Origin of the sequence: Alcaligenes nematophilus, assembly GCF_026344155.1 — a bacterium.
GTDB lineage: Bacteria > Pseudomonadota > Gammaproteobacteria > Burkholderiales > Burkholderiaceae_B > Alcaligenes > Alcaligenes phenolicus.
The window spans coordinates 834,776-858,692 of sequence record NZ_JAPKMZ010000001.1; the positions used below are offsets into that span (position 1 = coordinate 834,776).

General features: G+C 56.9%; 22 protein-coding genes. 10 read left to right on the forward strand and 12 right to left on the reverse strand.

Annotated features, from left to right (window positions below):
* Positions 1 to 11: 11 nt before the first annotated feature.
* From plsX to OSH04_RS03995, 3 genes are all read right to left on the reverse strand, one after another.
* Positions 12 to 1,100, reverse strand: coding sequence for a phosphate acyltransferase PlsX (plsX, locus tag OSH04_RS03985; protein ID WP_266107972.1), 1,089 nt, complete (start codon positions 1,098 to 1,100; stop codon positions 12 to 14).
* Positions 1,101 to 1,141: 41 nt separating this feature from the next.
* Positions 1,142 to 1,324 (reverse strand): 50S ribosomal protein L32, encoded by a 183-nt coding sequence (gene rpmF, locus OSH04_RS03990; RefSeq protein ID WP_003800968.1) that lies wholly within the window; start codon positions 1,322 to 1,324, stop codon positions 1,142 to 1,144.
* A gap of 74 nt (positions 1,325 to 1,398) precedes the next feature.
* The gene (locus tag OSH04_RS03995; RefSeq protein WP_266107973.1) at positions 1,399 to 1,920 is read right to left on the reverse strand and encodes a YceD family protein; all 522 of its coding nucleotides are present in this window, start codon (positions 1,918 to 1,920) and stop codon (positions 1,399 to 1,401) included.
* 340 nt (positions 1,921 to 2,260) lie between these two features.
* Here OSH04_RS03995 and OSH04_RS04000 point away from each other — a divergent pair, with 340 nt between their 5' ends.
* Genes OSH04_RS04000 through OSH04_RS04010 form a run of 3 tightly spaced genes read left to right on the forward strand, consistent with a single transcriptional unit; the run spans position 2,261 to position 4,361 of the window.
* Positions 2,261 to 2,815 (forward strand): Maf family protein, encoded by a 555-nt coding sequence (locus OSH04_RS04000; RefSeq protein ID WP_266107974.1) that lies wholly within the window; start codon positions 2,261 to 2,263, stop codon positions 2,813 to 2,815.
* A gap of 12 nt (positions 2,816 to 2,827) precedes the next feature.
* Positions 2,828 to 3,550, forward strand: a complete 723-nt coding sequence (locus OSH04_RS04005) for an SAM-dependent methyltransferase (RefSeq protein WP_088450515.1) — start codon at positions 2,828 to 2,830, stop codon at positions 3,548 to 3,550.
* 1 nt (position 3,551) lies between these two features.
* Positions 3,552 to 4,361: an N-acetylmuramoyl-L-alanine amidase gene (locus tag OSH04_RS04010; protein WP_115633915.1), complete on the forward strand. Its 810-nt coding sequence runs from the start codon at positions 3,552 to 3,554 to the stop codon at positions 4,359 to 4,361.
* A gap of 42 nt (positions 4,362 to 4,403) precedes the next feature.
* On the opposite strand, the gene OSH04_RS04015 is transcribed toward OSH04_RS04010, so the two are convergent.
* Genes OSH04_RS04015 through OSH04_RS04030 form a run of 4 tightly spaced genes read right to left on the reverse strand, consistent with a single transcriptional unit; the run spans position 4,404 to position 7,638 of the window.
* Positions 4,404 to 5,012 carry a protein-methionine-sulfoxide reductase heme-binding subunit MsrQ gene (locus OSH04_RS04015; protein WP_083053273.1) on the reverse strand — a complete coding sequence of 203 codons (609 nt, stop codon included), beginning with the start codon at positions 5,010 to 5,012 and terminating at the stop codon, positions 4,404 to 4,406.
* On the reverse strand, positions 5,012 to 5,965 hold the full coding sequence (gene msrP / locus OSH04_RS04020; protein WP_266107975.1) for a protein-methionine-sulfoxide reductase catalytic subunit MsrP: 954 nt from the start codon (positions 5,963 to 5,965) through the stop codon (positions 5,012 to 5,014). The genes OSH04_RS04015 and msrP overlap by 1 nt, the downstream gene beginning before the upstream one ends.
* Before the next feature lie 54 nt (positions 5,966 to 6,019).
* On the reverse strand, positions 6,020 to 6,673 hold the full coding sequence (locus OSH04_RS04025; RefSeq protein WP_009456607.1) for an HAD family hydrolase: 654 nt from the start codon (positions 6,671 to 6,673) through the stop codon (positions 6,020 to 6,022).
* A gap of 2 nt (positions 6,674 to 6,675) precedes the next feature.
* Complete coding sequence (locus tag OSH04_RS04030; protein WP_264180248.1) at positions 6,676 to 7,638, reverse strand: RluA family pseudouridine synthase; 963 nt, start codon at positions 7,636 to 7,638, stop codon at positions 6,676 to 6,678.
* 488 nt (positions 7,639 to 8,126) lie between these two features.
* Here OSH04_RS04030 and OSH04_RS04035 point away from each other — a divergent pair, with 488 nt between their 5' ends.
* Positions 8,127 to 11,468: an Rne/Rng family ribonuclease gene (locus OSH04_RS04035; protein ID WP_266107976.1), complete on the forward strand. Its 3,342-nt coding sequence runs from the start codon at positions 8,127 to 8,129 to the stop codon at positions 11,466 to 11,468.
* Between the two features lie 489 nt (positions 11,469 to 11,957).
* On the opposite strand, the gene accD is transcribed toward OSH04_RS04035, so the two are convergent.
* From accD to OSH04_RS04055, 4 genes are all read right to left on the reverse strand, one after another.
* Positions 11,958 to 12,836, reverse strand: coding sequence for an acetyl-CoA carboxylase, carboxyltransferase subunit beta (accD, locus tag OSH04_RS04040; RefSeq protein WP_035272491.1), 879 nt, complete (start codon positions 12,834 to 12,836; stop codon positions 11,958 to 11,960).
* Between the two features lie 117 nt (positions 12,837 to 12,953).
* Positions 12,954 to 13,787: a tryptophan synthase subunit alpha gene (trpA, locus tag OSH04_RS04045; RefSeq protein ID WP_009456611.1), complete on the reverse strand. Its 834-nt coding sequence runs from the start codon at positions 13,785 to 13,787 to the stop codon at positions 12,954 to 12,956.
* Positions 13,788 to 13,803: 16 nt separating this feature from the next.
* On the reverse strand, positions 13,804 to 15,003 hold the full coding sequence (gene trpB / locus OSH04_RS04050) for a tryptophan synthase subunit beta (protein WP_009456612.1): 1,200 nt from the start codon (positions 15,001 to 15,003) through the stop codon (positions 13,804 to 13,806).
* A gap of 75 nt (positions 15,004 to 15,078) precedes the next feature.
* A complete protein-coding gene (locus OSH04_RS04055) occupies positions 15,079 to 17,373 on the reverse strand; it encodes a RelA/SpoT family protein (RefSeq protein WP_031232614.1) in 2,295 nt (764 codons plus the stop codon).
* 83 nt (positions 17,374 to 17,456) lie between these two features.
* On the opposite strand from OSH04_RS04055, the gene OSH04_RS04060 reads away from it, so the two are divergent.
* Positions 17,457 to 17,975, forward strand: a complete 519-nt coding sequence (locus OSH04_RS04060; RefSeq protein ID WP_266107977.1) for a flavodoxin family protein — start codon at positions 17,457 to 17,459, stop codon at positions 17,973 to 17,975.
* A 181-nt stretch (positions 17,976 to 18,156) separates the two neighbouring features.
* Here OSH04_RS04060 and pncB read toward each other — a convergent pair whose 3' ends face one another.
* On the reverse strand, positions 18,157 to 19,332 hold the full coding sequence (pncB, locus tag OSH04_RS04065; RefSeq protein ID WP_035272486.1) for a nicotinate phosphoribosyltransferase: 1,176 nt from the start codon (positions 19,330 to 19,332) through the stop codon (positions 18,157 to 18,159).
* Between the two features lie 240 nt (positions 19,333 to 19,572).
* On the opposite strand from pncB, the gene fdxA reads away from it, so the two are divergent.
* From fdxA to OSH04_RS04090, 5 genes are all read left to right on the forward strand, one after another.
* On the forward strand, positions 19,573 to 19,896 hold the full coding sequence (gene fdxA, locus OSH04_RS04070; RefSeq protein ID WP_009456619.1) for a ferredoxin FdxA: 324 nt from the start codon (positions 19,573 to 19,575) through the stop codon (positions 19,894 to 19,896).
* Between the two features lie 212 nt (positions 19,897 to 20,108).
* Positions 20,109 to 21,332: a polyhydroxyalkanoate depolymerase gene (locus tag OSH04_RS04075; protein ID WP_083053269.1), complete on the forward strand. Its 1,224-nt coding sequence runs from the start codon at positions 20,109 to 20,111 to the stop codon at positions 21,330 to 21,332.
* 52 nt (positions 21,333 to 21,384) lie between these two features.
* A complete protein-coding gene (locus tag OSH04_RS04080) occupies positions 21,385 to 22,026 on the forward strand; it encodes an RnfABCDGE type electron transport complex subunit B (protein ID WP_009456623.1) in 642 nt (213 codons plus the stop codon).
* Entirely contained in the window at positions 22,023 to 22,661 is a 639-nt protein-coding gene (gene nth / locus OSH04_RS04085) for an endonuclease III (RefSeq protein WP_026483118.1), read from the forward strand. The genes OSH04_RS04080 and nth overlap by 4 nt, the downstream gene beginning before the upstream one ends.
* A 244-nt stretch (positions 22,662 to 22,905) precedes the next feature.
* Positions 22,906 to 23,619 (forward strand): ATP-binding cassette domain-containing protein, encoded by a 714-nt coding sequence (locus tag OSH04_RS04090; RefSeq protein WP_226349210.1) that lies wholly within the window; start codon positions 22,906 to 22,908, stop codon positions 23,617 to 23,619.
* Positions 23,620 to 23,917 lie beyond the last annotated feature (298 nt).

Genomic DNA, 23,917 nt, shown 5'->3' on the forward strand with positions numbered 1-23,917 from the left:
CAAGCCCGTTCTTATGAGGACGAGGGCTCTGAAGTATGGCGTGTATCTGGTTCGCCGCTTTGCTCTTCATGCAAGCTCACACTTTGCATGATGCGTTCGACTGCCTGGCTGGTACCGCTGAGCAGACCATTGAGCACCGCACCGCGGGCCCGTTGCAAAGCATAACCGAAAGCGTAGGCATCGGCAGAACCATGACTCTTGATAACAATACCGCGTAAACCCAAAAGGGCCGCACCGTTATGACGGCGATTATCCACCCTGTCGCGGAAACGATTCAAGACAGGACGAGCCAGCAAAGCGGACACTTTGCTCAATGGGTCACGGGTAAATTCGTCGCGCAGCATACTGCCGACCATCTTGGCCAGCCCTTCAATGGATTTAAGGACCACATTGCCCACGAAACCGTCGCACACGACCACGTTGACGGTACCTTTGCAGATATCGTCACCTTCTACGTTGCCGTAAAAATTCAGTCCGCTGGAACGCAACAGTTCAGCCGCCTTTTTGACGACTTCGTTGCCTTTGATGACCTCTTCCCCAATATTGAGCAAGCCCACGGTGGGACGCTCGTGGCGATCCACGATACTGGCCAGGGCAGATCCCATAATGGCGAACTGCAACAGGTGTTCTGCGGAGCAATCCACATTGGCACCCAGATCCAGCATGATCGTGGCCCCGCCCTTTTGGTTCGGGATGGACGTGGCAATAGCTGGGCGATCAATCCCATCCAGAGTTTTGAGTACGTAGCGCGAAATTGCCATCCATGCGCCGGTATTGCCCGCAGAAATGCAGGCATCAGCTATCCCATCCTTGACGGACTGAGCAGCCACTCGCATGGAGGAGTCTTTTTTGCGGCGCAGGGCCACCTCGACCGAATCGGCCATGGTGACAACTTCGGATGCGGGAAGAATGTCGTACCAGGAGGTATCGACATTACCTTGCGCACGCAATGTTTGCTCGATGGCCTGAGGCTCGCCAACCAATAAGCAGTGCACATCCGGATAGCGCTTGGCAAAAAGCAGCGCTGCAGGGACAGTGACGGATAAACCGATATCGCCGCCCATGCAATCGATGGCAATACGTATTTTTTTGTTAGACATCAAGCATGCAACCTATGTTGCTTGCAACGACAAAGAGACTATTACTCGTCGTTCTTTGTTTTCAGCACTTTACGGCCACGGTAGATGCCGTTAGGGCTGATGTGGTGACGCAGGTGCAGTTCGCCAGTCGTAGGCTCGATAGCCGTCGAAGGACCAGTAAGCGCGTCGTGCGAACGACGCATGTTACGCCGGGACGGGCTCTTTTTATTCTGCTGAACAGCCATGATGACTCCTGTAGATGGACAACCCCGAATAAATGGGTGCAGCCCGAAAAAATTAACGAATTAGTAACAAACAATCAAGACTTCTTGAGCGAGCCCAATACGGCAAACGGGGACGGCCGCTCAAAGGCGGACTCATCCAGGTCGTCAGACTTGGCTTCCATGGACAGCGACTGCGCGTCGGGACAAACCTCATGGCGCGGCACATAAGGCACGCTAAGAATCAGCTCGTCCTCGACCAGTCCCAGGACATCCAACTGGCCTTCACACAAGATGCGATCAGGACCTTCCGTATCGTCATCATCCAGCTCAAGTTCGTCCTCGGTTGCCACAATCTGTACTTCGTTGGAAATATCGATGGGCCACTCAAAAGGCTTCACACAGCGCTGGCATTCCAAAATGACACTACCTTTGGCCTGCACATGCACAAAACGACGCCGGGCAGAATCTTCCCGACCCGACACACTCCAGTCAATGCGCAAATCGCCTTGATCGGGCAAATCGGATACCAGACGAGACAAATCTTCCACCAGCACCTGGCCCGATATTTCCTGAGGGGCACGGGCTAGATTCAAGGTGTCGATATACTGTGTCGTCATAAGTATGCTTAGGGCATCAAACCACGGTTTTACCAGGATCTGGAACCGCTTGTTTGTTCTGCTTTATTTGTCGCTTTCGCTTGTTTGCTGCTTGCTTGTTTCACTGCCTTGGTATCGCTTGGGGGCTCTACCACTTTTTCTTGTACTGCTTTTTTTCCTGCCCCTCGGTATTGAAGCATGTAAAGCGCAGTCGGCAAACCGCCAAGCTAGCCCACAACCATTTCAATAACGAAGAAAACATTAGATAATACCGTGCCAAGCACAAGGCAGTCAAACCAAAGCACAGCTAAAACACACTATGCGTCTCATCCTTGCATCAAGCTCAGTCTATCGCCGCGCTATGTTAGCGCGTTTGGGCTTGCCTTTCACCTGTCAGTCTCCTGACATTGATGAAACCCCACTTCCCGCAGAGGCTCCCGCCCAGCTCAGCCTGCGTCTGGCGCGTGAAAAAGCGGCCCGTATCAGCCAGTTGAACCCAGGCGCCCTCGTGATCGGCTCCGATCAGGTCGCCACATCGGGCCAGGATGCTATTGGCAAGCCTGGCGACCATGCCGGTGCGCAGAAACAACTGCGTCGCCTGAGCGGTCAAGACATCGATTTCCATAGCGCTTTATGCGTGACGGATGGCCAGGAATTTCTGTGCAGCGATATTGTTACCAATTGTCGTTTTCGCACATTGAGTGATGAAGAAATCGAGCACTATTTGCTGCAGGAAAAACCGTATGACACCGCTGGCAGCGCCAAGGCCGAAAGCCTGGGTATTGCCCTGATGGAGTCCATGCGCTCGGACGACCCAACCGCTATCATTGGCCTGCCGCTGATCGAGCTGTGCACCATGCTGCGTCACTTTGGCTTGAACCCCTTGCGCCCCACCCTTTTGCCCCCTTCCGTTTAGGACTGATACGCCATGCCCCAAGCCGCCCCTTTGCACCTGATCCCCGTAGGCTTAAGCGAGAGCCCGATCAGCGGCTGGCTACCCGCCGACGTCAAGGCTTTGACGCGCGAACTGACCGTCTTTATTGCCGAGAACGCCAAAACCGCCCGTGCTTTCCTGAAACTGGTTGAGCCCGTGGTACCTCTGCAAGAAATCACTATTCACACGCTGGACAAGCGCGGCAATAAACCCGGTGAAATGCGTGAGTGGTTGAAAACAGCCCTGCAAGGTCAAGCCATTGGTCTGGTATCGGAAGCTGGCTGCCCCGCCGTCGCCGACCCCGGTGCGCTGGTGGTTGCCATGGCCCACGAAATGAAGATCCCCGTACGCCCTCACGTTGGCCCCTCTTCCATTTTGCTGAGCCTGATGGCCAGCGGCCTGGACGGTCAGCAGTTTGTATTCCACGGCTATGCGCCCGTGGATGGCGGCGCACGCGCCAAGCAGCTCAAACAATGGGAAAGCCAGTCCCAAGCCCTGAAACAAACCCAGATCCTGATCGAAACACCTTATCGCAACCAGGCCATGTACAGCACCTTGCTGCAGTCCCTCAAGCCCACAACACGCTTGTGCCTGGCTCGTGACCTGACAGGTACGCGTGAATTGATCCAGACCGCCACAGTTGAACAATGGCGCGAGCGCCAGCCGCCTGCCCTGGATAAAACCCCCTGCATTTTCCTGTTTCTGGCTGGTCGTTAAGATGAAATCCCTGTCTTTTCTTACACCCGCCTTGAAGCGCAGCGTTCAGATTGGCGTACTTAGCCTGACGGCCTTATTGGCGGCTTGTGGCAGTAGCGGCCCCTTCAAACTTGATGACAGCTATAGCGCTCAGGGCCAGAACAGCCGAGTGCGTTATCTGGTCATGCACTACACCGCTGGCGACCACGCCACCTCCCTGAAGGTGCTGACACAGCGTGATGTCAGCGCCCATTACCTGGTCAGTGATGAGCGCCGTCCCACTGTCTACCGTCTGGTTCCAGAGGAACGCCGCGCCTGGCATGCAGGTCTGGGCTCCTGGTACGGTTTCACAGACCTGAATACCGGCTCTATCGGCATCGAAATCGTTAATATGGGCCGCTTGGCAGATGGTCGCTGGGCTCCGTATACGTCCGGGCAGATTGAAGCAATCAAAGCACTGTTGAAAGACCTGGCTCAGCGCCATGGCGTGTCTGCCCGCAATATTATTGGCCACAGCGATGTTGCCCCACAACGCAAGCTGGACCCCGGCCCTCATTTCCCCTGGAAGGAACTGGCCCAAGCAGGCATAGGCCGCTGGTACAAGGAATCACAGGCCCGAGCACTGCAGGCGCAGTACGCCACGCGCCCCCTGCCCTCTGCTGCTCAAACCCAGGCCCTGCTGCGCAAAGCAGGCTACGAAACGCCTGACAGCGGCGTGTTCGACAAGGCCACACAAAACGTGATCGCCGCCTTCCAGATGCACTACCGCCCAGCCCGCTACGACGGCACTTTGGATGCCGAAACAGCCGCCATTCTGCAAAGTCTGGATTGATAAAAAAACAGGCAATGGGCTTATGCTCATTACCTGTTTTTCTTAGTGCGCTGTCTTATTCAATACGGGCCAGCGGCGCAAAACCAGCAAGCCCACCAGAACCAAACCATAGACATAAACTTCCACCACATCATTTTTACCAGTACGAATCAGGTAAAAGTGCAGGATGGAAAGGACCGCCGCCAAATACACGGTTTGATGCAAGCGGCTCCAGCCACGACCCAAACGTTTCTGCCAGCCATGCGTGGAGGTCAGGGTCAGGGCCAATAAAATCAGCACAGCCACTACCCCGATCGCAATCAAGGGCCGCTGCATCACGTCCTGCCACATGGACAGCCAGTCGCCCGAGCGATCCCACCAGGCCCAGGCCAAGGTATGCAAAGCTGCATAAAAAAAACTGAACAAGCCCAACATGCGGCGCCAACGCACCAAGGCGGGCTGAGCCAGCAAACGCCTTACAGGACTTAAAGCCAGGGTCAGCAGCAAGAGCACCAAGGCCCAAACCCCACTGGATCGGGTCAAAAATTCAGCTGGATTGGCACTTAGGCCATTGTTGAAACCCAACCATACCCAGCGCCCCAAGGGAAACAAGCCCAGCAAGAATACCAAGGGCTTGAGCCTATCCAACTGCGCAGCCTTCCAGGTACTCATCAGTAGTAACGCCTTAAGTCCATATCGGCATACAGACCTGCCACGTCTTCGGCATAGCCGTTAAAAGGCAAAGTCGGCTTTTTGGTGGCGAAGAATCCCGAACCGATGACACGTTCAGTGGCCTGGCTCCAGCGGGGATGCGGCACTTCCGGGTTCACATTGGCGTAAAAGCCATACTCATGCGGAGCCACCTTCATCCAGCTGGACTCGGGCATGATGTCCGTCAAGGTGATGCGCACCAAAGACTTGGCCGATTTGAACCCATACTTCCACGGCACGATCAGCCGCACAGGCGCTCCATTCTGAACAGGCAGGCTTTTTCCGTACAGACCGGTAGCCAGCAGAGTCAAAGGATGCATGGCCTCGTCCAACCGTAGCGCCTCCACATAGGGCCAGGCCAAGATACGAGAGCGTAGACCCGGCATGGTTTCCGGGTCCGCCGCTGTTTCAAACCGAACAAAGCGGGCCGAGCCCTGGGGCGACGCCTGCTTTAGCAAGGCCGACAAGGAATAGCCCACCCAGGGCACCACCATGGACCAGGCTTCAACACAACGCAGACGATAAATACGCTCTTCCAAAGGGGCCAGCTTCAATATCTGGTCCATATCCAAGGTAAGCGGCTTGTTCACCAAACCGTCAATCTGCAAAGTCCAGGGTTCAGTCTTGAATTTCCCCGAATGGCGGGCAGGATCTTCCTTGCCCGTGCCAAATTCGTAGAAATTATTGTAGGAGGTGACATCGGACTCGCTGGTGGGCATATCGTCCAGTTTCCAGCGCTGGGAAGGCGTGAACGACAAGTCCTGCCCTACCGGGACCGCCTGAGCCCGACCCGGCAAGCTGGCCGCCAGGGCCAAGGCGCCGGGAGCCTGCAAAAGCAGGCGGCGGCGCGCCCGCCAGACCGACTCGTCGGTAATTTCAGAGGGACGTATGGGCTGCGAACGTGATTTGAACATCTCCATCTCCTGAACCTGTCTGGCAAGATGGTCGTCAAACCGGCTTGCCGCCTATTAAATCCGTGCCAATACCCAATCGCGCATTTGCGCCACATTATCAACCATGACCGTGGGCTCAGCCTTGGCCAGGGTTTGAGGATCATGCGCGCCGTAAGTGACAGCCACGCTATCCATGCCCGCATTGGCCGCCATATGAATATCGTGTACGGTATCGCCCACCATCAAGACCTGCTCGGGCTCCAACATCAATTCGGCCAGCAATTGATGCAGCATTTCCGGGTCCGGCTTGCTGCGGGTTTCATCTGCACAACGGGTAGCATCAAAAAAAGTGCTGAGATTGACCTGCTGCAGCACTCTATCCAAACCTTGACGACTTTTACCCGTTGCCACTCCTAAGGCAATCTGGCGGCCACGAAGTTCACCCATGAAAGGCAAAATTCCGTCAAACAGCTTGATATGCGGGTCGCGCTGCATAAAGTGATGTCGATAGCGCTCCAGAAACAGCGGCATCTGCTCGGCAGTCAAATCCGGCACAGCGCGATACAAGGCGCTTTCCAGCGACAAACCAATAACCCAGCTGGCTTGCTGAATCGAGGGCACAGGCAATTGCAGATCCGCACTGGCCAACTGAATAGAACTGGCAATTGAGTACGTCGAATCCATAACTGTGCCGTCCCAATCAAACAGAACGGCGGCGTAACGCGTCATAACTACTTCTCCAAACGCTCAAGAACGGCCTGACAGGCAGCCGGCAAGGCGGCCTCCAGAACCAGAGGCTGTCCGGTGACAGGATGATTGAACTCCAGGCGCCCCGAATGCAGGAACATGCGCTTGAAGCCCTGGCGGGCGAATTGATCGCGAATGGCATCGTCGCCATACTTGTCGTCGCCCACAATCGGAAAGCCCGAATGGGCCAAATGAACCCGGATCTGGTGAGTGCGGCCGGTTTTCAGCTCCGCCTGTACCAAAGTAAAGCGACCAAAACGGCGCTGCATGGTGATGATGGTATGCGCAGGCTTGCCTGTGGGGTCAACCTTGACGCGCCGCTCCCCGCTTTCGGTCAGCCAGCGCAGCAAGGGGAAACGGATATGCTGGCGATCGTTCACCCAATCGCCCTGCACCAGCGCCCAATAAAATTTGCGAGCACGGATTTCGCGGAACATATCGTGCAAACCAACCAGGGCAGCACGACGCTTGGCGATAATCAGCAAACCGGAGGTATCCCGGTCCAGACGGTGGGCCAGCTCCAGAAAGGGCTCCTGAGGACGGGCAGCACGCAACTGCTCGATGACACCAAAAGACACACCACTGCCACCATGCACGGCAACACCAGCAGGCTTGTCGATGACCATCAGGTGCTCGTCCTCGAACACCACCGGGAAAACGGCAGCGGGAACATGACGCGGCTGCTCGGGCTCGGGCAGGCGCAGCGGCGGAATGCGCACCATATCGCCGTCCTGCAAACGATAGTCACTGCTGATACGGCCTTTATTCACGCGCACCTGACCGCCACGGATCGCTTTGTAAATGTGGCTTTTTGGCACCCCTTTACATTCACGTAACAAAAAATTATCTATACGCTGACCTGCCCGCGTTTCATCAATGCGTAATATTCGCACTTGAGGGGCTGATCTTTGTGATTCATGAGGTTTGCACATAACAAAAAGGGGCATATAATCGCTTCAGCCTATGGAAGCTGAGACTGGGTCCAGCGTAGAGATGCAAAGGGTGCGTCTCCGTTGGATGACCAAGGACTGATAATTGTATCCTTGAGTTCCAGCTTCCGGGTCATAAGGTCGCCGGGGTGAGTCCGAAATAGCGAAAGTCGTGTGGCAAGAAGGCCCGCTTTCCAAGAGATGTTTTCCTCCCGCGTGCGGCGCTGAATTCCTGCACAGATTGTCCCGCTCTTTTGCACCAGCCGCATGATTTATGCGGCTGCCGTTCCCCCAGCAATTTTATATTCGTCAAACACACACCGTGACTCTGACCCCCCTGCTGATTGAACTTCGCGCTTTGGCGCGACTCGTGCCTCCCAGACTATAAGCCGGTAGGCCGATTTTGCCTGCCTGCACCAAACTGATGCAGCTATAGCGCTACACACCTGTGACCCGCGGTCGTGCGCCGATATTTCGGTGCTCCATGACAACGGAGATCCACACTCATGAAACGCATGTTGTTCAATGCGACGCATCAAGAAGAACTACGCGTCGCCATTGTCGACGGTCAAAAACTGATTGACCTCGACATCGAAACAGCCGGGCGCGAACAGCGCAAAGGCAATATTTACAAAGGGGTCATCACCCGCATCGAACCCGGCCTGGAAGCCTGCTTCGTCAGCTACGGTGAAGAGCGTCACGGCTTTCTGCCATTCAAGGAAGTAGCTCGCAGCTACTTCAAGGAAGGGGTTGATGTACGCAGCGCCCGCATCCAGGACGCCCTGGTTGAAGGCCAGGAACTGATCATCCAGGTTGAAAAAGAAGAGCGTGGCAACAAGGGCGCTGCCCTGACCACCTTCATTTCCCTGGCAGGCCGCTATCTGGTTCTGATGCCCAACAACCCCCGTGGGGGTGGCGTATCGCGCCGCGTTGAAGGCGAAGACCGCCAGGAACTGCGCGAAGCCATGGACCAGCTGGACATCCCGCAGGGCATGAGCATCATCGCCCGCACCGCAGGTATCGGCCGCAGCGTCGAGGAACTGCAGTGGGACCTGAACTACCTGATGCAGTTGTGGACCGCCATTGACGGCGCTGCCCGCGACAATGCAGCTCCTATCCTGATTTATCTGGAATCCAGCCTGGTTATCCGGGCCATCCGTGATTACTTCTCGCCCGATATTGGCGAAATCCTGATCGACACGGACGAGATTCACGAGCAGGCCGCCGCTTTCATGAGCGTGGTCATGCCCGACAATCTGCATCGCGTAAAGATGTACCGCGATGACATCCCGCTGTTCTCGCGCTTTCAGATCGAACACCAGATCGAAACCGCCTACTCGCGTACCGTGCAATTGCCTTCGGGCGGTGCTGTCGTTATCGACCACACCGAGGCCCTGGTTGCCATTGACGTGAACTCGGCCCGCTCCACACGTGGTGCCGACATTGAAGAAACCGCCCTGCGCACCAACCAGGAAGCCGCCGACGAAGTGGCCCGCCAGTTGCGTTTGCGTGACTTGGGTGGCCTGATTGTTATCGACTTTATCGATATGGAAGACAGCAAGAACCAGCGTGCTGTCGAACAACGCCTGCGCGATGCCCTGCACCTGGACCGTGCTCGCGTCCAGATGGGCAAGATCTCGCGCTTTGGTCTGATGGAACTGTCCCGTCAGCGCCTGCGCCCTGCCCTGAATGAAGGCTCCCACATCACTTGCCCACGATGCACCGGCACTGGCGTCATTCGCGATGCCGAATCCAGCGCTCTGCATGTACTGCGTCTGCTGCAAGAAGAAGCCATGAAAGAAGGCACGGCCGCCCTGCACGCTCAGGTGCCGGTGGATGTGGCTACCTTCCTGCTGAACGAAAAACGCGCTGACATCACCAAGATCGAATCGCGCCTGAACATTGCCCTGATCCTGATTCCGAACAAGAATCTGGAAACCCCGCACCACATCATCGAGCGCCTGCGCCACGACGACCCACGCCTGGATGAACTGCGCAGCAGCTACGAGCTGGTCCAGCAGCCTGAGCAGCAAGACAGCCTGGTGCCGCACCGCAGCCACGAAATCAAGCCTCGTCCAGAAGCCCTGGTCAAGAGCACCACACCGGCCCAGCCAGCTCCCATGAGCAAGCCTGCTGCCGCCGCAGCCGCCAGCGCCGCTGCTAGCGACAACAAACCCGGCCTGCTCAAGCGCCTGCTGAACTGGTTGTCCGGCGCACCTGCCGAACCCGTGGCCGAGACCACCAAATCCGAAGGCAGCAAATCCTCCTCTGGCCGCCGCCAAGGTCGTCCCGGCCAATCCAATAGTGGCCGTGGCCAAGGTAGTCGTGGCCGTCGCCAGTCCAACCGCCCGGAAGCGGCTCAGGAAGAAAAAGCCAGCACGGAAAGCACCGGCGGTAATACCCGTGGTCGCCGCCGCAACGCCTCAGCAGGTAACGAATCTGCTCTAGAAACTCCACAAAGCGCCAACACGACGCCCGCCACTGCCGACGAAGGCAGCAGCAACAGCCGCAACCCACGCAACCGCCGTGGCCGTGGCCGTCAACGCCGTGAAGAAGGCAGCGCAGAAAACGTCGAGCTGAACAAAGACGTCGCCAGCACAGAAACCCAGCCCGAACAGGCTGCTGCCGCAGTGGCCAGCGTCGCCGCAGTTGCTGCCGTGGCCGCCACCAAGCAAGAAGCGCAAAACCGCGCTGAACAGCTGGCCGAGGCCGACAGCGCTGATACCAGCGACAACTCGGATGCCGAAACCGACGAGAACAGCGAAAACGGCGCTCTGGACCCAGAGCGCAAACGTCGCCGTCGTCGTAGCCGTCGTGGTCGTCGCAATACCGACGCCAACGCCGTAGCCGAGAGCGAAGAGAACAACGAAGAAGGCAATACCAGCGCCTACGTTGCTCACGAAACACCTAGCTTCAACCCCGCTGCCCTGGATGCCCAGGAACAAGCTGCCGCCCAAACCGCAGCAGCCGAGCCTGAACAGCCACAAGCAGCCGTAGAGGCACCTGCAGCCCGAGAAGCAGCTCCTGTCGCCGTAGAGGCCTCTGAAGAAGCTCCTGCCGCTGCTCAAGCCGCACAACAAGCTGAAGAAGTCGCTACGACCCCGGTAAACGCTGTTGAAACCGCTCCAGCCCAGGAAGAAGTAGCCACTCCAGCCGTTCAGGCCGAAGTTGCTCCAGAAGCTCCAGCCGCAGAAGAAACCGTTGCTCCTGTGCAAGCAGAAGCTGCCGCCGAACCTGCCAAAGCAGAAGTGACCGAAGCTCAAGCTGAAGCTGTAGAAACAGCCGCAGCGCCCGCAGAAACGCAAGCCGCAGCAGAAACCCCAGCCGTTGAAGCCGCTCCAGTGGAAACTGCAGCCGTAGAAACCGCTACTGCCCAGGAAGAAGTTGCTGCTCCAGCCGCTCAGGCCGAGGTAGCGCCAGAAGCTCCTGCCGCTGAAGAAGCTGTTGCTCCTGCGCAAGCAGAAGTTGCTGCCGAACCAGCCAAAGCAGAAGCCACCGAAGCTCAAGCTGAAGCCGTGGAGACAACTGCTACTCCCGCAGAAGCACAACCTGCAGTTGAAGCCCCGGCCGTTGAAGCCACTCCAGTGGAAACCACAGCCGTAGAGACTCGCGTTGAGACTCAAACGACTGCAGCTGCAAAAGCCCCTGCTGCCGAACAAGCACAGAAGCCCGCAGCCGCCCCTCTGGAAGCCGTACTAAACGCAGCGGGCATCGAACTGGTGGAAACCGTTCGCTCGGCAACACAGGACGACTACCAGCCCGCACCAGTGCGCCTGGGTCGCCCACGCAAGCAACGTGCTGCAGAAACCGAGAACAGCGAGCCGCTGCAACAGGTCGAAACGCAGTAAACAGCAAGACTAAAAACGCCGCCCTTTGGGGCGGCGTTTTTTTTTCCTCTCGTATCCATAAAGAGCAGCCATCTAGGCTCCTTCTCCCTCTTCTTGAACCCTCTGCGATATTCCTTTTTTCTTGGTGTGGGGAGTACGGCTCTGGGGCGAGTCAGGGACTTGGCCGCGGGCCATTGAACAATCCAGGGTGCAAGCCCAGTGCTGTTCGAGCCAGACGCTTGTACTTGGTCCGGGGGACCAAGTACCTGGTGAGTTCACTGGGCGCCTGGATTGTTCAATAGCCAAGGGTACCCGTGCGCAGCACGGGCCAAGGCCCCGCCCCAGAGCCGTACTCCCCACACCAAGAAAACCAAGCCAATCTCGCCCTGAGGTCTCCACCCAGAAGCCTATGCTTCAATAGCACAAACCTCTCCACCCAAAAAAACATCAGCCCAAAAAAAAACGCCACCTAAACCCAGGTGGCGTTCTTCTTTAGCAATTCCTTGGCAATCAAGAATGCCGCGACACAGCCTCAGCAGGCTGACGAGTCAGCAAAGCCAGCAACTCGGCCAGCTCACGCTGCAGCTCGCGACGATCAACCACCATATCGATAGCGCCCTTCTCCAGCAAGAACTCGGCACGCTGGAAGCCTTCGGGCAGTTTCTCGCGCACAGTCTGCTCAATCACGCGAGGACCGGCAAAACCGATCAAGGCATTAGGCTCGGCAATCACCACATCGCCCATAAAAGCGAAACTGGCCGACACACCACCCATGGTGGGGTCAGTCAAAATGCTGATAAACGGCAAACCCGCATCGGACAATTCAGCCAAAATAGCCGTCGTCTTGGCCATCTGCATCAGAGAGAACAAGCTCTCCTGCATACGCGCACCACCCGAAGCGGCCACGCAAATAAAAGGACTACGGTTGGCAATAGCCGCCTGCACACCACGTGTGAAACGCTCGCCTACCACGGAACCCATGGAACCGGCCATGTATTCAAACTCGAAGCAGGCCACCACGGCAGGCACAGACAGAATCGTGCCGCTCATGACCACCATGGCTTCAGTTTCGCCCGTCTGCTTGGCCGCCTCGGAAACGCGCTCGGTGTACTTGCGCGAATCGCGGAACTTCAAGGGGTCCATAGGACGGGTGTTGGAACCAATCTCGGTCTGGCCTTCGGGGTCCAGCAAGGACTTGATCCGGGCACGAGCACCAATGCGCATGTGATGGCTGCATTTGGGGCAGACATTCAAGGTGGCCTGGAGATCTTCCTTGTAGAGCACAGACTCACACGACGGACATTTCACCCACAGCCCTTCGGGAACGCGACGGCTGCTTTCGGGGTTACGGTTAATTCGCGGCGGGAGTATTTTCTCGATCCAGCTCATTGTTAGATCCTGTTTTCGCCTGGCCGGCACCCGGCCCACCAAGCTCTTTATTCTGAAAAAAAGCGCCTGTTCCTAAAGAACAGGCAGATGATTCTATACGCGGAATAGGTATTTAGGCTAATTATCCAGTGCCTGACGTATCTGTGCGAGCCATTGGCTGGCTGCTGCAACCGCAGCCGCATCCATATCCTTTTGCTCCTTGCCAGCGTTCTCCTGCACAGCCTGTTCCATGGTCTGGATCAGCTTGGAGCCAATGACAACCGCGTCCGCGCTACGGGAAATGGCTTTGGCGCTTTGCGCGTCCCGAATCCCGAAACCCACTCCGACCGGAATTTTGACGTGCTGACGAATACGCTGCAAGTGGTGTTCCACATCAGCCACATCAATCTGGGCCGAACCGGTCACACCTTTCAGGGACACATAATACACATAGCCCTGCGCCAAAGCGGCTACCTTGGCAATACGCTCGTCCGTGGACGTAGGCGAGAGCAGGAAAATGGTATCCACGCCCTGCTCGGTCAGCAAACGGGTGAAATCCTCGGACTCCTCAGGTGGGTAGTCCACCGTCAGCACACCGTCCACACCCGCCTTGCCTGCCATGACAGCAAATTCAGCCTGACCGATACGCTCAATGGGATTGGCGTAACCCATCAGAACAACCGGCGTTTCCTCGTCGATCAAGCGAAACTGCTGCACAATCTCCAGCACTTTACGCAAGCCCACACCACGGCTGATGGCACGTTCAGCCGCTTGCTGAATCACCGGGCCATCGGCAGTGGGATCAGAAAACGGTACACCCAATTCAATGACATCTGCCCCGGCCTGACGCAAGGCATGCATCAAGGCCACGGTAGCGGGCACCGAAGGGTCTCCGGCCGTAATATAAGGCACCAGAGCACAGCGCCCGTTCAAACCTTCAAACGTCTTTTTCAGACGCACATTACTCGACATATCCGTTCCCGATTGCTTACAGAGTCAAGCCGCCGTACTCGGCGACCGTGTGCATGTCCTTATCACCGCGACCAGACAAACTGACTAGGATGATTTTATCCTTGGGCAAAGTCGGGGCAATGCGAGCCGCATGCGCCAGCGCGTGCGAGGACTCCAGCGCGGGCATGATGCCTTCGATGCGGCAGCAATCGTGAAACGCTTTCAGGGCGTCTTCATCGGTGCAGGTGGCGTATTGCGCACGGCCACAATCTTTCAGCCAGGCGTGCTCGGGACCCACACCGGGGTAATCCAGGCCAGCCGACACCGAGTGCGTAGGCATGACGTTACCGTCATCGTCCTGCAGCACATAGGTACGGTTACCGTGCAGCACACCCACCATGCCCTTGTTCAGGGAAGCCGAGTGCTCCAGAGTATCCAGACCGCGGCCAGCCGCTTCCACTCCGATCAGCTCCACATCCTTGTGCTCGATGTAGGGGTAGAAAATGCCCATGGCATTGGAACCACCGCCCACCGACGCCAAAACGTAGTCCGGCTGACGACCGGCGTCCTGAGGCATTTGCTCCACGCACTCGTCACCGATCACGCATTGGAAGTCGCGCACCATCATCGGGTAAGGATGAGGGCCAGCCACCGTGCCAATGATGTAGAAGGTATTGCTGATATTGGTGACCCAGTCGCGCATGGCTTCGTTCAGCGCGTCTTTCAGGGTGCGCGAACCGGATTCCACAGGAACGACCGTCGCACCCAGCAACTTCATGCGGTACACATTGGAAGCCTGACGGCGCACGTCCTCGCTACCCATGTAGACCACACACTCCAGACCATAGCGGGCGGCGACCGTAGCCGTTGCCACGCCGTGCTGGCCTGCACCGGTTTCAGCAATAATACGGGGCTTGCCCATGCGGCGAGCCAGCAGAATCTGACCGATACAGTTGTTGATCTTGTGTGCGCCAGTGTGATTGAGATCTTCGCGCTTGAACCAGATCTGAGCTCCACCTAGTTGCTCCGACCATCGACGGGCATGGTACACGGGGCTGGGACGACCGACAAAATGCTTGAGTTCGTAGTGAAACTCGCGCAGAAACTCAGGATCGTTCCGATACTGTTCGTAGGCTGCTTTCAACTCGTCCAGGGCGTGGACCAGCGTTTCAGCGACAAACGAACCACCAAACTGACCAAAATGTCCATCCGGGTCGGGCAAGGTATAGGTTTTCAAAGCTCGCTCTCTTGATTGACAAGAACAATCGCGGGCACAACGCCCGCGAGGTTTAGGTTTACCGATTTTAGCAGTTCAGGACGAGTAGCGGCGGGCGCTGACGCCCGATAACTCGTTCAAGGCCGCTAAAGCCTTTTGAATTTGCTCGCCATCACGCACTTCAATAGTAAATATCATGCGCGTCAACGAGCGGCGACTCAAGGTGTTGATACCCGTTACGTTCAAACGCAGGCGGGCAAACACTTCCGAGAGATCACGCAAGAGGCTGGGATGCTCCTGAGCCTCAATGGCCAGATCCACGGGATACTGAGTATCCCCCGTATCGCCCCAATCGACGCTAATAGCCCTTTCAGGTTGTCGATCAGCCAGTTCCTGGTAGGACTTGCAGTCGGCACGGTGTATGGACACTCCCCGGCCACGAGTCACAAAACCAGCGATCAGATCAGGGGGTGCGGGACGGCAGCAACGGGCCAGTTGCGTCATTAGCGAATCTACACCCACCACCAGCACGCCGCTTTTCCCGGTCTTGGAAACACTTTCCCGGGCCGCATCAAACACACGCTGTACGGGTTCTTCCTCCTGCACATCCTCACGGAACAAGGCATCCACCTGGCGCAGGCTGAATTCATCCTTGGCCACGGCAACATACAAGTCATCCGCCTTGGCAAAGCCCAGCTGTTGCGCCATCTGCTCCAGATTCACGGCCGTACGACCCAGCCGTTGCAACTCTTTTTCGACCATGCTCTGGCCTTGGGAGATGCGCTGCTGCAACTCAATCGCGTTGAACCAGGCGCGCACCTTGGAGCGCGAGCGTGGGCTGGCCAGAAAGCCCAACTGCACGTTCAGCCAGTCACGCGATGGACCGCCGGATTTGGCCGCCACAATCTCTACCGTCTGACCAGTCGACAAGCGCGTGGACAAAGGCACCATCTGCCCATCAACCCGCGCACCCCGGCAACGATGGCCCAGATCGGTATGCAGGTAGTAGGCAAAGTCCACCGGCGTCGCCCCCACAGGCAGCTCGATAACCCGAGCCTGCGGCGTCAGCACATAAATATGTTCGTCTTCCTGAGCCTTCAAAGGCCTGGCAACAGCTGGTTTCTTGCTGGCAACGGGCTCCACTACCTTTTCGGAAGCCGAATCTTTGCTGCTGTCTGCTTGCGGGGCAGGCTCGGTAGCGTTCGAGGTGGACGCCTCCCTGTCCCAGGCCAGCAATTGACGCATCCAGGCGATCTTTCTATCGTCCTCACCATCGGCCACCTGCTGTCCGCCCTGGGCTCCAGCTTCCTTGTAGCGCCAATGGGCAGCCATCCCGTATTCCGCGAACTGGTGCATGTCGCGTGTGCGGATCTGGATTTCATAGCAGCGCCCCTGTGCATCCGCAATAACGGTATGCAGGGAACGGTAGCCATTGGGCTTGGGCCGGGAGATGTAATCGTCAAACTCCTCGGGCACCGGCGTCCACAGCGAATGCACCACCGCCAGGGTGTGGTAGCAGCTGCGCTCGTCATCAACAATGACACGCAAGGCGCGCAGATCAAACAGCTGATCGAAATCCAGATGCTTGTTGCGCATCTTGTTCCAGATACTGAAGATATGCTTGGGCCGGCCTGAAACCTCAGCCACGATATGCTCGCGTTTCAAGGCTGCCAGCAGTTGGTCGCGGACCTGACTGATCAGGGTTTCGCGCTCTACGCGCTTGTCTTCCAGCTTACTGGCAATATTCTTGTAGACCTCGGGATTCAGAAAGCGAAAGGCCAGATCTTCCATTTCCCACTTGATCTGCCAAATCCCCAAACGATTCGCCAAGGGCGTATAAAGCTCCAGCGTTTCACGCGCAAACTCGACCGGGCAGACGGTCTTGGACTGCCGATACCAGCGCAAGGACTGCAGGCGCGAAGCCAGGCGCATCATCACAATGCGCAAGTCAGCGGCCATCGCCAGCAGCATCTTGCGCTTCATTTCCTTTTGATCGCCCCCGCCTGTCTGCTCCTTGGCCTGGCCGGTCAGCGAGCCCAGACGGTACAAGGCGCGTGAGCCACGTACCAGCGTCATGACTTCGGCACCAAAGGCTTTCTGAACCGGGTCCTGCTTGACCTCCGGCCCAGGAGCAGGAGTAACGGCCAACAAGGCGCTGGCACGGGTTTGAGCGTCCACACCCAAGCCAGCCAAAATAAGCGCGACCTGAGCGCAATGGCTGTCCAAGGGTTCGCCGGTACTTCCGGCCAGATCCAGCAAAATAGGCCCCGCCCAGTCGGCAGCCGCCTGCAATAGCGTACGCCCTGCTTCATCCAGTCCGTGGCTGGCTTGCGCGAACCATTGAGGATTGAAGGCCGACTCGGCCATAGGGGGAGAAGCGGTGTGATTCATGTGGATTACGTCGATGTGGCCACTCAGCGCTGAAGTGGCTCTCTATACTGTAGACGCTAGTCTATCACCGCGAGTAAGAGCTTATGAGTCTGAACACATGCCGCCAGCTTCTGTTGATTTGGCACTCCCGTACCGGCGCCGCCCGTCAACTGGCCGAACAGGCCGAGGAAGGCGCGCTGCAGGTCCTCAAAGAACTGGGCGAGACAGAGCAGGTCTGTATCAAACGCTTGCATTGTGATCAGGTGCAAGCACAGAATTTGCGCGATTCCCACGCCTATTTGTTCTGCGCGCCCGAGAATCTGGGCAGTCTGAGCGGTGCCATGAAAGAGTGTCTGGACCGCAACTACTACGAGGTGCTGGATCAACTCAACGGGCGTCCTTATTCCGCCCTGATCAGTGCGGGTAGCGACGGGCAAGGTGCGCAACGGCAACTGGAACGGATTTGTACGGGCTGGCGGCTGGAGCTGGCCGCCCCCATCCGCATCTTCAATTTTCACGCCCAGACGCCAGAAGCCATTCTGGCTCCCAAGACCTTGAGCGAAGAGAAAATTGCCCAAGCTCGGGAAGCCGGTGGGCATCTGGCAGCACTGCTGTGTTTATGAAAAAGCCCTTTGCGTGTGCAAAGGGCTTTGATTCAAACTTTTAGTGCTATAGCTTTATCGCTTTAAAACGATGCCACCCGCCTGAAATCACGAGCATCACTGACTACGATGCCCTTAGCTCCCCTACCCAAGCAGCATTTGCCTCAAGCAGCAAGGACCTCAAGAAGGGAAGCCTCAAGCTCTAAGCCGGAGGCAGCTGAAAAACCTGCCGCAAATACGCCAGATACGCCGGATCGTCGCACATGGTCTTTTCCGGAGCATCGGACACTTTCGCCACGGGCTGGCCATTGCAACGCACCATCTTCATGACAATCTGCAAGGGCTCATGGCCCAGGTCATTGGTCAGGTTGGTGCCAATCCCGAAGGACACCTTGCAGCGGCCGGCAAAACGCAGGGCCAGCTCAATGGCTTTGGGTATGGTCAAACCGTCAGAGAACACCAAGGTCTTGGTACGTGGATCGGTACGGTTGGCCTGATAGTGCGCCAGCAAGCGCTCGCCCCAAATGAATGGGTCACCCGAGTCATGGCGAGCACCGTCAAACAGCTTGCAGAAGTACATGTCAAAGTCGCGCAGGAAGGCATCCATGCCGTAGACATCCGACAAGGCAATACCCAAGTCACCGCGATACTCTTTGGCCCACACTTCCAGAGCAAAAATCTGCGAGTCACGCAAACGGGGGCCCAGAGCCTGACAAGCCTGCAAGTATTCGTGGCCCATGGTGCCTAGCGGCGTCACCCCATACTTCATGGCCAACCAGACGTTGCTGGTGCCCGCAAAGTGCGGCTTCATCTGCTCGATCATGGTAGTGACCACTTCTTCGTGCCACTGCTTGGAAAAGCGACGGCGCGTACCGTAGTCAGCCACACGAAAGTCGCTCAGGGCCGGATCATCCACCACCAGCCGCATCTTGGACTGCAGACGCTCGCGCCCTTCTGCCCATGGCGGCTGCGGACATTCGTTGCGAAAGTAAACCTCGTTCACAATGGCCAGCACCGGGATCTCGAACAGGATCGTGTGCAGCCAGGGCCCCTGAACCGAAATTTCGATCTCGCCGGGCACATCACCGGCCTGCACCTGAATGCAGCGCTCGGGCAAGTGGAACAAGCCCAGAAAATCGACGAAGTCGCTTTTGATAAAGCGCAGGCTACGCAAATAATCCAGCTCGGCGTCTGAAAAACGCAACTGGCACAGTGCGTGAATTTCCGCCCGAATCTCGTCCAGGTACTGGCTCAAATTAATATTGGGAGTACGGCACTTATAGCGATACTCCACGTGCGCAGCCGGGAAATGATGCAAAACAACCTGCATCATGGAAAACTTGTACAGGTCCGTATCAAGTAAAGAGGTAATGATCATCACAAACCTACCGATTTTGATTGCGCAACCATAGCACGGGCGCCAGTTCTTGCGTACAGCTATCTAGCAGGTGAGCTATTGCGCCATCTCAATAAGCAAGAAGCTGAATATTCGTTAAAATCGAAAGATTCGATTTAAATCCCATTTTTATCGTTCAGGCCCTGTGCGTTGTCGCGCACCCCATCCGCGGCCCTTTGCCGTGACTGACCGCCTTAGCGATACCGCAGGAGTGTTACTGAAATGACCCACGTCGTCACCGAAAACTGTATCAAGTGCAAATTCACCGATTGTGTGGATGTGTGCCCCGTCGACTGTTTTCGTGAAGGCCCGAACTTTCTGGTGATTGACCCGGACGAGTGCATTGACTGCGCCGTCTGTATTCCCGAATGCCCGGCCAATGCCATTTTTGCTGAAGAAGATGTGCCGCAGGATCAAGTTCCCTTCATCGAACTGAACGCAGAACTGACGCCTATTTTTGCCAGCATCAACCGCTCCAAGAAACCGCTGGAAGATGCGGACGACTGGAACGGTGTGGAGAACAAACTACAGTATCTGGAGCGCTAAGCCCTTCGCTCGCTCTATAGAAGTCCGACCCGGTGGCTGCGTTCCTATCCAGCCACTCTTGCGCCCAATCTCGCCTTTTGATAAAAAAACTTGCCGCACTGCAGCAAGGGAAAATCCCAAGTACAGAGGAACGGTAAACGTCGTATTGTTTCCCACAGGAATAAGCATATACATTCCTCTGTATCAAATTAGGCAACACCAAGGCGCACACTATGCTTTACGATCTGCACGAACTTCAGCGGTCCTTTCTGGCCCCGCTGGCTGCCTTTACCGGCACCAGCTCCCAATGGTTCTCCAACCCATACAGTCCACTGGCCTACACGCCCCTGTCGCGCCAACTGGCGGCGGCCTCTGAACTGGTACACCGTATCGGCAAGGATTACGAAAAGCCAGCCTGGGGGCTGAACGAAACCCAGATCGACGGCCAGACCGTTGCCGTGCGCGAGGTCGAACACCTGAGCAAGCCGTTCTGCAAGTTGATCCACTTCGAGCGTGATCACCCCAAAGCCGCTCAGGACCCCACAATTTTGCTGGTAGCCCCTTTGTCCGGCCACCACGCCACCTTGCTGCGTGAAACCGTACGTGCGCTGTTGCCCGATCACTCCGTCTATGTCACCGACTGGATTGATGCCCGCATGGTGCCCCGTTCGGCCGGCCCCTTCCATCTGGACGATTACGTTCTGTATGTGCAGGAGTTCATCCAGGCGCTGGGCTCGAAGGTGCACGTCATGTCGGTTTGCCAACCCACAGTGCCAGTACTGGCTGCCGTCTCGCTAATGGCGACCCGCCGCTCGGCCGTGATGCCGCGCAGCATGATCATGATGGGTGGTCCCATCGACACGCGTCAGTCGCCTACGGAAGTGAACCGTCTGGCCACGACCAAGTCCTACTCCTGGTTTGAAAACAATCTGATTCATCGCGTGCCCACCAAGTACCCCGGTGCTCACCGTCGCGTGTACCCCGGCTTTTTGCAGCATGCCGGCTTTGTGGCCATGAATCCGGATCGTCACGTCAGCTCGCACTACGACTTTTATCAGCACCTGATCAAGGGTGATGATGACGACGCACAAGCACACCGCCGTTTCTACGACGAATACAATGCCGTGCTGGATATGCCCGCCGAGTTCTATCTGGACACGATCCGCATTGTGTTCCAGGAGCACCGCCTGCCCAAGGGCCAATGGCACGTGCATGGCGAACAGGTTCGTCCACAAGATATTGATGGCGTAGCCTTGTTCACCATTGAAGGCGAACTGGACGATATTTCCGGCCAGGGCCAGACCCATTCGGCTCAAGCGCTGTGCGCAAAAATTGCCCCTGAACTCAAGCAACAATTCACCGCACCCAACTGTGGGCATTACGGGATTTTCTCCGGAAGTCGCTGGCGCACGCTGATCTGTCCTAAAATCAGGGACTTCATCCGTCAGCACAACTGATATTTGGCTTAGGCCGTTTCTGACGGGGCCAGATGGCCCCGTTTTTGCATTCATGTCCGACACCTTAATACGGCGTATTGACGCCCTGCTCCCTCAAACCCAGTGCACCCGCTGTGGTTACGACGCCTGTCTGCCCTATGCCCAAGCCATCGCGCTTGAGGGCGAGGCCATCAACCGCTGCCCGCCAGGCGGGCAGGAAGGCGTACAAGCCCTGGCCGAGCTGCTGGGTCGTGAGGCCCTGCCCCTGGATCCGTCCTGTGGCGAATTCACCGGCCCCAGTCGGGCGGTGATTATCGAAGAACACTGTATTGGTTGCACCTTGTGCATCCAGGCCTGTCCGGTGGACGCCATTATTGGCGCCAACAAGCTGATGCATACCGTGCTGGCCGATCGCTGCACGGGCTGTGAGCTCTGTGTACCACCCTGTCCGGTGGACTGCATCAGCATGGTGCCCACCGACGACTGGAGCGCCGAACAGGCCGCTCAAGCACGCCTGGATACCGAACAGCGCCGGGAGCGCCTGCTGAATCGCCACAAGGAAAGCTCGGACCTGGCGGCCCGTACCCTGGCCAATAAACCCGTTCTGGCCAATGATGCCGATCAGGCTGATAAACGCGAGGCATCCATCGCCTCTGCCCTGGCTCGCGCCCGTGCCCGCCGTGCCAGCAAGACTGCAAGCGGAACCACACCATGAACGCTGCCAAGCGCTACGAGATTTTCAGTCGTTTTCAGGCTGCCAACCCCAAACCCACCACCGAACTGGAATACGCTGACACCTTTCAGCTGCTGATTGCCGTGATTTTGTCGGCCCAGGCCACTGATCGCTCCGTGAACCTGGCCACAGCCCGATTCTTTCCCGAGCATGGCACGCCCGAAGGAATTCTGGCCATGGGTGAAGAAGGCTTGCGCGAGGCCATCAAGACCATCGGTCTGTACAAGACCAAGGCCGCCAATGTCATCAAGACCTGTCAGATGCTGCTGGACTTGCATCAAGGCAAGGTTCCCTGTGATCGCGCCGCTCTGGAAGCGCTTCCCGGTGTAGGTCGTAAAACTGCCAACGTGGTCTTGAACACCGCGTTTGGCCTGCCCACCATTGCGGTAGACACACATATTTTCCGTGTAGCGAACCGCACCGGCATTGCACCCGGCAAGAACGTGGTCGAAGTGGAAAAGAAGCTGGAGAAAGTCATACCCAAGCCTTTTTTGCTGGACGCTCACCACTGGCTGATTTTGCATGGCCGCTACATTTGTGTAGCCCGCAAGCCCAAGTGCCCCCAGTGCGGCATCTCGGATTTGTGCGACTTCAAACCGAAAACCGTTAACACTTAAGTAACACATACCCGGTTTAACAACATTTGTTTACCAAACAGTGCATTAAACCGGACCATCCTATGACAAACCCGCATAGTTTTGCTTCGTCGGCGCTTCCATACTGAAACGCATGAAGGACTCTGCCTATAGTTTGCTGGCGATGGAATCACCGCGGTAAGAGGCAAAGGACGCGTAACGGGTTCCTGCGCCGACCAGCCAACGTACAGGCCCATATTGACGACTCACGACAAGGAGCGTTCTCATGACACGGGCTGCCCTGGATATTGAGAATCTGTACGCCTGGCACCGAGAGTTCCCGCTCTTGCGCGGTTTGAATTTGCAGGTCGCTTCCGGCGAAATCTGCACTGTCTTGAGCCGCAACCGGGCCGGCCGCAGCGCCATGCTACGCGCCATCGTGGGTTTAACGGATAGCCGCCGCGGCTCCATCCGTATCCAGGGCACCGAAGCCATTCACCTGAACCAGCATCAGCTGGCAGATCTGGGCGTGGGCTACAGCCCCTACGAACAAAGCATTTTTACCGGCTTGAGCTGCGAGGAAAATCTCCTGCTGCCACCTGCCATAGGAACAGCCTTGGGTGGTGGAATGTCGCTGGTACAAATCTATGAACTATTGCCCAGTCTGGAGCAGCGTCGCCACCATATGGCTACCCACCTGTCTACTGGGGAACAAAAGATACTGGCGATTGCGCGCTTGCTGCGCACGGGTGTGAATCTGCTGCTTCTGGACAAGGTATCCGAGGGCTTGGCCCCGGTGCAGGCCCAGACACTGAGCAAGTTGATCTGCACGCTGCGCAATGAGGGCTACACCATTGTGCTGGCCGAACAATGCCCGCAGTTCTCGGCAGAGTTCAGCGATCAGTTTCATGTGCTGGAACAAGGGCAAATTGTCGAGCGATTCAGCCGCAACGAATTAAGCCATAAATACGAAGCCCTGCACGCACTCCTGAATGTATGAGCACTTGATTCGCCAAGCTCCAAACCTGCGTCTTCCCCCTGCTTGTCCTTGCCTGGAAGGCAGATACAGGATCCCAATAAACAGGCATCCCGAAAAGTGGAAAAACGCCCAGAAATAACCGGACAGGTTCCAAGGCTTTCCATTTCCGGGCTGTTACCAGGTGATGCTAAAAACAGACATAGCGGCCAAATTGGCCCCGCATGAATTCTGCTTACTTGATCTACAACAAGGTCAGGCGGCCAACTACCTCTGAAGCTTGCTTTGGATCAAATCCGCAGGCCCAGCCCTCATGCACTCT

What these genes read in the sequence shown, in the direction of transcription:
- plsX (WP_266107972.1), bottom strand. Translation starts at nt 1,100, where the DNA reads ATGTCTAACAAAAAAATACGTATTGCCATCGATTGCATGGGCGGCGAT.
- rpmF (WP_003800968.1), bottom strand. Translation starts at nt 1,324, where the DNA reads ATGGCTGTTCAGCAGAATAAAAAGAGCCCGTCCCGGCGTAACATGCGT.
- OSH04_RS03995 (WP_266107973.1), bottom strand. Translation starts at nt 1,920, where the DNA reads ATGACGACACAGTATATCGACACCTTGAATCTAGCCCGTGCCCCTCAG.
- OSH04_RS04000 (WP_266107974.1), top strand. Translation starts at nt 2,261, where the DNA reads ATGTTAGCGCGTTTGGGCTTGCCTTTCACCTGTCAGTCTCCTGACATT.
- OSH04_RS04005 (WP_088450515.1), top strand. Translation starts at nt 2,828, where the DNA reads ATGCCCCAAGCCGCCCCTTTGCACCTGATCCCCGTAGGCTTAAGCGAG.
- OSH04_RS04010 (WP_115633915.1), top strand. Translation starts at nt 3,552, where the DNA reads ATGAAATCCCTGTCTTTTCTTACACCCGCCTTGAAGCGCAGCGTTCAG.
- OSH04_RS04015 (WP_083053273.1), bottom strand. Translation starts at nt 5,012, where the DNA reads ATGAGTACCTGGAAGGCTGCGCAGTTGGATAGGCTCAAGCCCTTGGTA.
- msrP (WP_266107975.1), bottom strand. Translation starts at nt 5,965, where the DNA reads ATGTTCAAATCACGTTCGCAGCCCATACGTCCCTCTGAAATTACCGAC.
- OSH04_RS04025 (WP_009456607.1), bottom strand. Translation starts at nt 6,673, where the DNA reads ATGACGCGTTACGCCGCCGTTCTGTTTGATTGGGACGGCACAGTTATG.
- OSH04_RS04030 (WP_264180248.1), bottom strand. Translation starts at nt 7,638, where the DNA reads ATGCCCCTTTTTGTTATGTGCAAACCTCATGAATCACAAAGATCAGCC.
- OSH04_RS04035 (WP_266107976.1), top strand. Translation starts at nt 8,127, where the DNA reads ATGAAACGCATGTTGTTCAATGCGACGCATCAAGAAGAACTACGCGTC.
- accD (WP_035272491.1), bottom strand. Translation starts at nt 12,836, where the DNA reads ATGAGCTGGATCGAGAAAATACTCCCGCCGCGAATTAACCGTAACCCC.
- trpA (WP_009456611.1), bottom strand. Translation starts at nt 13,787, where the DNA reads ATGTCGAGTAATGTGCGTCTGAAAAAGACGTTTGAAGGTTTGAACGGG.
- OSH04_RS04055 (WP_031232614.1), bottom strand. Translation starts at nt 17,373, where the DNA reads ATGAATCACACCGCTTCTCCCCCTATGGCCGAGTCGGCCTTCAATCCT.
- OSH04_RS04060 (WP_266107977.1), top strand. Translation starts at nt 17,457, where the DNA reads ATGAGTCTGAACACATGCCGCCAGCTTCTGTTGATTTGGCACTCCCGT.
- pncB (WP_035272486.1), bottom strand. Translation starts at nt 19,332, where the DNA reads ATGATCATTACCTCTTTACTTGATACGGACCTGTACAAGTTTTCCATG.
- fdxA (WP_009456619.1), top strand. Translation starts at nt 19,573, where the DNA reads ATGACCCACGTCGTCACCGAAAACTGTATCAAGTGCAAATTCACCGAT.
- OSH04_RS04075 (WP_083053269.1), top strand. Translation starts at nt 20,109, where the DNA reads ATGCTTTACGATCTGCACGAACTTCAGCGGTCCTTTCTGGCCCCGCTG.
- OSH04_RS04080 (WP_009456623.1), top strand. Translation starts at nt 21,385, where the DNA reads ATGTCCGACACCTTAATACGGCGTATTGACGCCCTGCTCCCTCAAACC.
- nth (WP_026483118.1), top strand. Translation starts at nt 22,023, where the DNA reads ATGAACGCTGCCAAGCGCTACGAGATTTTCAGTCGTTTTCAGGCTGCC.
- OSH04_RS04090 (WP_226349210.1), top strand. Translation starts at nt 22,906, where the DNA reads ATGACACGGGCTGCCCTGGATATTGAGAATCTGTACGCCTGGCACCGA.